9 protein-coding genes are annotated in these 6,665 nt (G+C 68.1%); 1 reads left to right on the plus strand and 8 read right to left on the minus strand.

Features of this window, described 5'->3' with window-relative positions:
• Position 1: 1 nt before the first annotated feature.
• Genes rpsC through rpsJ form a run of 8 tightly spaced genes read right to left on the minus strand, consistent with a single transcriptional unit; the run spans position 2 to position 4,381 of the window.
• Positions 2-838: a 30S ribosomal protein S3 gene (gene rpsC, locus TR46_RS16785; protein WP_030251589.1), complete on the minus strand. Its 837-nt coding sequence runs from the start codon at positions 836-838 to the stop codon at positions 2-4.
• Positions 838-1,185 (minus strand): 50S ribosomal protein L22, encoded by a 348-nt coding sequence (gene rplV / locus TR46_RS16790; RefSeq protein ID WP_042401222.1) that lies wholly within the window; start codon positions 1,183-1,185, stop codon positions 838-840. The genes rpsC and rplV overlap by 1 nt, the downstream gene beginning before the upstream one ends.
• Before the next feature lie 44 nt (positions 1,186-1,229).
• Positions 1,230-1,511, minus strand: coding sequence for a 30S ribosomal protein S19 (gene rpsS, locus TR46_RS16795; RefSeq protein ID WP_030251592.1), 282 nt, complete (start codon positions 1,509-1,511; stop codon positions 1,230-1,232).
• A gap of 11 nt (positions 1,512-1,522) precedes the next feature.
• Positions 1,523-2,359 carry a 50S ribosomal protein L2 gene (rplB, locus tag TR46_RS16800; RefSeq protein ID WP_030251595.1) on the minus strand — a complete coding sequence of 279 codons (837 nt, stop codon included), beginning with the start codon at positions 2,357-2,359 and terminating at the stop codon, positions 1,523-1,525.
• A 42-nt stretch (positions 2,360-2,401) separates the two neighbouring features.
• Entirely contained in the window at positions 2,402-2,731 is a 330-nt protein-coding gene (gene rplW / locus TR46_RS16805) for a 50S ribosomal protein L23 (protein WP_042401225.1), read from the minus strand.
• Positions 2,731-3,408 (minus strand): 50S ribosomal protein L4, encoded by a 678-nt coding sequence (gene rplD / locus TR46_RS16810; RefSeq protein WP_042401229.1) that lies wholly within the window; start codon positions 3,406-3,408, stop codon positions 2,731-2,733. Before rplD ends, rplW begins: the two co-directional genes overlap by 1 nt.
• Before the next feature lie 4 nt (positions 3,409-3,412).
• The gene (rplC, locus tag TR46_RS16815; protein ID WP_042401231.1) at positions 3,413-4,057 is read right to left on the minus strand and encodes a 50S ribosomal protein L3; all 645 of its coding nucleotides are present in this window, start codon (positions 4,055-4,057) and stop codon (positions 3,413-3,415) included.
• Positions 4,058-4,072: 15 nt separating this feature from the next.
• A complete protein-coding gene (gene rpsJ / locus TR46_RS16820; protein WP_020549238.1) occupies positions 4,073-4,381 on the minus strand; it encodes a 30S ribosomal protein S10 in 309 nt (102 codons plus the stop codon).
• A gap of 596 nt (positions 4,382-4,977) precedes the next feature.
• Here rpsJ and TR46_RS16825 point away from each other — a divergent pair.
• Complete coding sequence (locus TR46_RS16825) at positions 4,978-6,588, plus strand: DUF2142 domain-containing protein (protein WP_084718581.1); 1,611 nt, start codon at positions 4,978-4,980, stop codon at positions 6,586-6,588.
• Positions 6,589-6,665: the final 77 nt, after the last annotated feature.

The following is a 6,665-nucleotide window of genomic DNA, read 5'->3' on the forward strand; positions in this document are numbered from 1 at the left end:
GTCAGGCCTCCGTTCCAGTGTCGTTCGAGGTGGAAGCCTCGGCCGGAGCCTCGGTCACCGCGGCCGGAGCCTCGGTGGCGGGACGACGACCACGGCCACCGCGCTCGCCGCCGGCGGGACGCTCGCCCCGACGGGGGCGCTCGCCCGGACCGCCCGCACGGGGCGGACGGTTGCCGGCCTTGGCGGCGGCGTTGTCGGCACGGACCTCGGCGATGTTCTTGACGTCGCCCTTGTAGATCCAGACCTTGACGCCGATGCGGCCGAAGGTGGTCTTGGCCTCGAAGAAGCCGTAGTCCACGTTGGCGCGCAGGGTGTGCAGGGGCACGCGGCCCTCGCGGTAGAACTCCGAGCGGGACATCTCGGCGCCGCCGAGACGGCCGGAGCACTGGATCTTGATGCCCTTGGCGCCCGACTTCATCGTGCCCTGCATGCTCTTACGCATGGCGCGACGGAAGGAGACGCGGGAGGACAGCTGCTCGGCAACGCCCTGGGCGACCAGCTGAGCGTCCATCTCGGGGTTCTTGACCTCGAGGATGTTCAGCTGGACCTGCTTGCCCGTGAGCTTCTCGAGGTCGCCGCGGATGCGGTCGGCCTCGGTGCCGCGGCGGCCGATGACGATGCCCGGACGAGCGGTGTGGATGTCCACCCGCACGCGGTCACGGGTGCGCTCGATCTCAACCTTCGAGATGCCGGCGCGCTCCATGCCGGACGTCATCATCCTGCGGATGGCGACGTCTTCCTTGACGTAGTCCTTGTACAGCTTGTCGGCGTACCAGCGGGACTTGAAGTCCGTGGTGATGCCGAGTCGGAACCCGTTCGGGTTGATCTTCTGACCCATTAGCGGGTGCCCTCCTTCGAGGCAAGAACCACGGTGATGTGGCTCGTCCGCTTGCGAATCCGGTACGCGCGGCCCTGGGCCCGCGGACGGAAACGCTTCAGGGTCGGGCCCTCGTCGACGTACGCCTCAGCGACGTACAGCGACTCCACGTTGTTGTGGTTGTAGTTGTGCACGGCGTTGGCGATGGCGCTGTCCAGCACCTTGCCGACCGGCACGCTCGCGGCCTGCGGAGCGAAACGCAGGACCGCCTGGGCCTCCGTGGCATTCATGCCACGGACAAGGTCCACCACGCGGCGGGCCTTCATGGGCGTTACGCGGATGTACCGCGCCGATGCCCTGGCTTCCATGGGAATCCCCTTGTCGGTGTCTGTCATGGTCTTCGCACCCCGCCTTAGCGGCGCTTCGACTTGCGGTCGTCCTTGACGTGGCCGCGGAAGGTGCGGGTCGGCGCGAACTCGCCGAGCTTGTGGCCGACCATCGACTCGGTGACGAACACCGGGATGTGCTTGCGACCGTCATGCACCGCGAGGGTGTGGCCCAGCATCGCCGGCACGATCATGGAGCGGCGGGACCAGGTCTTGATGACGTTCTGGGTACCTGCTTCGTTCTGAACATCCACCTTCTTCATGAGGTGGTCGTCGACGAAGGGCCCCTTCTTGAGGCTGCGCGGCATCGAGACTGCTCCTAGCGCTTCTTGTTCGTCTTGCGGCGGCGGACGATGTACTTGTTGGACGCCTTCTTCGGCGAACGAGTACGACCCTCCTTCTGACCCCACGGCGAAACCGGGTGGCGACCACCGGAGGTCTTGCCCTCACCACCACCGTGCGGGTGGTCGATCGGGTTCATGGCGACACCACGCACGGTCGGGCGAACGCCCTTCCAGCGCATACGGCCGGCCTTGCCCCAGTTGATGTTCGACTGCTCGGCGTTGCCGACCTCACCGATGGTGGCGCGGCAGCGGGCGTCGACCAGGCGAACCTCGCCCGAGGGCATGCGGAGGTGGGCGTAGACGCCCTCCTTCGCGAGCAGCTGCACGGAGGAACCCGCGGAACGGGCGATCTTCGCGCCGCCACCGGGCCGGAGCTCGATGGCGTGGATGACCGTACCGACCGGGATGTTGCGCAGCGGCAGGTTGTTGCCGGGCTTGATGTCGGCCTGGGGGCCGTTCTCAACCCGGTCGCCCTGGCCCAGCTTGGCCGGGGCGATGATGTAGCGCTTCTCGCCGTCTGCGTAGTGCAGCAGCGCGATGCGTGCGGTGCGGTTGGGGTCGTACTCGATGTGAGCGACCTTGGCCGGAACGCCGTCCTTGTCGTGACGACGGAAGTCGATGACGCGGTACGCGCGCTTGTGACCGCCACCCTGGTGGCGGACGGTGACGCGACCGGTGTTGTTACGACCGCCCTTGCTGTGCAGCGGGCGGACCAGCGACTTTTCCGGCTCGGACCGCGTGATCTCGACGAAGTCGGCAACGCTGGAGCCACGACGGCCCGGCGTTGTCGGCTTGTACTTGCGGATGCCCATGGCTTCTTCTGTCCTCGTCCGTTTCGGTTATCCGACTCGCCGTCAGGCGGAGGTCGGAGCCCCGAAGATGTCGATGGGCTTGCTGCCCTCTGCCAGCGTCACGATGGCGCGCTTGGTGTCCTTGCGCTTGCCGAAACCGGTGCGCGAGCGCTTGCGCTTGCCCACCCGGTTGATCGTGTTGACATTGGCGACCTTGACCGCGAAGACCGTCTCGACGGCCTGCTTGATCTGGGTCTTGTTCGAGCCCGGCGCCACGATGAACGTGTACTTGCCCTCGTCGAGGAGCGCGTAGCTCTTCTCCGAGATGACCGGCTTGAGCAGCACGTCACGGGGGTCCGTGAACGTCTTGCTGGTGATCGTCGCGTCGCTCATCAGGCGTCGCTCCCTTCGAGCTCGCTCGAAGAGGCAACGGCCTTCGCGGACGCGGCAGGGCCGGCCACAAAGCGCTCGAAGGCGGCCTGGGTGAAGACCACATCGTCGGAGACGAGCACGTCGTAGGTGTTCAGCTGACCGGCGTCCAGGATGTGCACCTCGGGCAGGTTGCGGGCGCTCTTGATCGCCAGCTCGTCGTCGCGCTCGACGACGAGGAGGACGTTCTTGCGTTCGCTGATCTTGCCGATCAGGGTGCGGGCAGCCTTGGTGGACGGCGCCTCGCCCGCGGTCACGCCGGTGACGACGTGGATGCGGGCGTTGCGGGCCCGGTCGGTGAGGGCGCCACGGAGCGCGGCGGCCTTCATCTTCTTGGGGGTCCGCTGCGAGTAGTCGCGCGGTACGGGGCCGTGCACGACGCCACCGCCGGCGAACTGCGGAGCGCGGGTCGAACCCTGACGGGCGCGGCCGGTGCCCTTCTGGCGGTAGGGCTTGCGGCCGCCACCGCGGACCTCGGCGCGGGTCTTGGTCTTGTGCGTGCCCTGGCGGGCCGCAGCCAGCTGGGCGACGACGACCTGGTGGATCAGCGGAATGCTGACCTTCGCGTCGAAGATCTCGGCCGGCAGCTCGACGGTGCCGACAGTCTCACCCGCGGGGGAGAGAACATTGATGGTGCTCATTGCTTCAGGCCCCCTTTGCCGCAGTGCGGACCAGGATGAGGCCGCCGTTCGGACCGGGGATCGCTCCCTTGATGAGGAGCAGGCCCTTCTCCGCGTCAACGGCGTGGACGGTCAGGTTCTGGGTGGTCACGCGCTCGTGACCCATACGACCCGCCATGCGCATGCCCTTGAACACACGACCCGGGGTGGCGCAGCCACCGATCGAGCCGGGCGAGCGGTGCTTGCGCTGCACGCCGTGGCCGGCGCCCAGACCGTGGAAGTTGTGGCGCTTCATGACACCCGCGAAGCCCTTGCCCTTGCTGGTACCGGTCACGTCGACCTTGATACCGGCCTCGAACACCTCAGCGGTGATCTCCTGGCCCAGGGTGTACTCGCCGGCGTCGCTGGTGCGCAGCTCGACGAGGTGGCGACGGGGGGTGACACCGGCCTTGGCGAAGTGGCCCGCGAGGGGCTTGTTCACCTTGCGCGGGTCGATCTCGCCGAAGCCGATCTGCACGGCGTCGTAGCCGGTGCCGTCAGCGGTGTGGACCTGGGTCACGACATTGGGCCCGGCCTTGACGACGGTCACCGGAACGATCCGGTTGTTCTCGTCCCAGACCTGGGTCATGCCGAGCTTCTCGCCCAGGATCCCCTTCATCTGCTTAGCCATCTTCGTTCAGCCCCTTCAGAGCTTGATCTCGATGTCGACGCCGGCCGGGAGGTCGAGTCGCATCAGAGAGTCAACGGTCTTGGGGGTCGGGTCGAGGATGTCGATCAGACGCTTGTGCGTGCGCATCTCGAAGTGCTCGCGCGAGTCCTTGTACTTGTGCGGCGAGCGGATGACGCAGTACACGTTCTTCTCAGTGGGCAGCGGCACCGGGCCTGCGACCTGCGCACCAGTACGCGTCACCGTCTCGACGATCTTCTTCGCCGAGGAGTCGATGACCTCGTGGTCGTAGGCCTTCAGCCGGATGCGGATCTTCTGTCCCGCCATGGCTTCTTGTAGTCCTTCGTGTCGATATTGCTGCTTCTGCGGCCGAAGGCTCCGGGTGGAGCCCCCAGTGGCGTTCCGTTCGACCCACGCGGTCGGGCGTGTCGCGCTGCCCGCCATAAGAAAGCCTTGGTCGAACTCAGAGGCCCCAGGCGGCGGAACCGGGGGGTTCACACCTGGGGCGGAACGCCGGGTTGAGGGCCTGTCCGCACTTCCCGGAAGATTCCCGTACGTCCGTGCCGCAGCTGCCGCGCTTCGTCGAACATCAACTAGGCAACGGCCATCACGGGCACGACGAGTACTGTGGGACTCGCTTCCGGTCCTCCCGATGGGAGGCGCGCAGCATCGGCGCTCAACCGAGCAACTTGGACAGTGTGCCATACCGGACATGACCCACGCCAATCGGCCGGATCATACTCCGATCCCCCGGAGAGCGGCCTCCCGGAACCCGTGAATTCCGGGCGCGGCGGGGCGGAAGATCCCTCACCTGACACACACTGAGGCACCGTCTGCTGTGTGGAATGTGTGGGGTAACGTGAGCCAGCGTCCGGGTGTGCTATCGGCCCACGCGCTGAACTGACCAAAGGGTTGACTCCAGTATGTCCTCGCTACTCGGCGCTCCGAGGGCCGGGATGATCGCAGGCCGCAAGCGCATCTGGCTCGCGGGTTTCCTCGTCTTCTTCGCCCTGATGACCTGTTGGACCTTCGCCACGCCGATGACGGCGGCACCGGACGAACCGGACCACATCACCCGGGCCGCGTCCGTGGCCCGCGGCGAGATCAACGGCCCACCGGTGGAGCGCGACAACATGATCGCCGGGATACTCCGCGCGGAGGTCGTCACCGGCATCCACCTCCCGGAGCGGTATCTGTCGCTCGACGCGATGCATCGCTGCTACTCCAACCACTCCAGCACGCCGGCCGGCTGCCAGTCCTCCTTCCAGGGCGGCAGCCAGGACGTCGACATGATCACGACGGCAGGGCTCTACAACCCGCTGTACTACCTCGCCGTCGGCTGGCCGACGCTCTTCCTGCACGGGGTCGACGGGCTGTACGCGATGCGCGTGCTCAGCGCGCTGATCTGCGCCGTGCTGCTGGCGAGCGCGGTGGTCACCGCCTCGGAGTGGCGGCGGCCGGGCATGGCGCTGCTGGGCGTCGTCGCGGCGGCCGTGCCGATGATGCTGTTCCTGGGCGGGACGGTCAATCCCAACGCGGTCGAGTGCGCGGCCGGCATCCTCGCCTGGGCCTCGGTGCTGTCGATCTTCATGGCCCCCGACCCGCTGCTGCTGAAACACCGGATGGCGCGGGCCGGCGTCGCCGCGGGCTCGCTCTTCTGCATCCGCCCGCTGGGGCTGGCCTGGGTCGCCGCCGCGGTCGTCTGCGGGCTTCTGGTGTCCGAACGCGCGACCGTCATGGCGGTGGTACGGCGGCGGATCAGCTGGCTGTGGACCGGGATCGCCGGCGCGGCCTTCCTCGGCGGCGAGGTCTGGAACATGACCCACCCGGACCACTCCACCACCGCCGGAAAGCTGATGACGGCGCGTGAGGTCGCGGACTGGGCGTACCACTACACCCCGCACTTCATCGAGGAGATGATCGGCAACTTCGGCTGGCTGGACACCCCGTCGCCGGAGGTCACCCTGCTGATCTGGCCCGGGGTGATCATCGGCCTGCTGCTGCTGGCCCTGGCCAGCGGGCCCCGGCGGGTGGGCCTGGCGCTGGCGGCGGTCACCCTGGGGATCTTCCTGGTGCCCATCGCCGCCCAGGCCCTGGAGGCCCAGCTCGGCCCGATCTGGCAGGGCCGCTACCTGCTGCCCTTCGCGGTCGGGCTGCCGATCCTCGCGGCCTTCACCATCGCCAAGTACGAGCCGCTCGGCCCCACGGTGCGGCGCCGGATGGTGGCCCTCACCGTGGCGGCGCTCGCGTTCGCCGACTTCATGGCGTTCTTCTGGGCGCTGCGGCGCTACACGGTCGGCACCAGCGGCCCGCTGATCCCGACGCACGCGCACTGGCAGCCGCCGGGCACCTGGCCGCTGCTGACCGCGGTCTACCTGCTGGCGGTCGTGGCCCAGGGCGCCATCGTCATCGCCTTCGACCGCAACCGGTCGACGGTCGGGGCCGGCGGTCGCGGCGACAGCCGGACCGGTCCGGAAACGGCCGGCCCCGACCGGGACGACCACCGCCTCCTGAGGGTCAGCCGGGCCGAGTGACGGGGGTCCGCCCCCGGACCTGCTGTCCATCGCCCCTTCGAACGCAGAACTGGCGGGTGCTCCGAGGAGCACCCGCC

Source organism: Streptacidiphilus carbonis (genome assembly GCF_000787775.1).
GTDB lineage: Bacteria > Actinomycetota > Actinomycetes > Streptomycetales > Streptomycetaceae > Streptacidiphilus > Streptacidiphilus carbonis.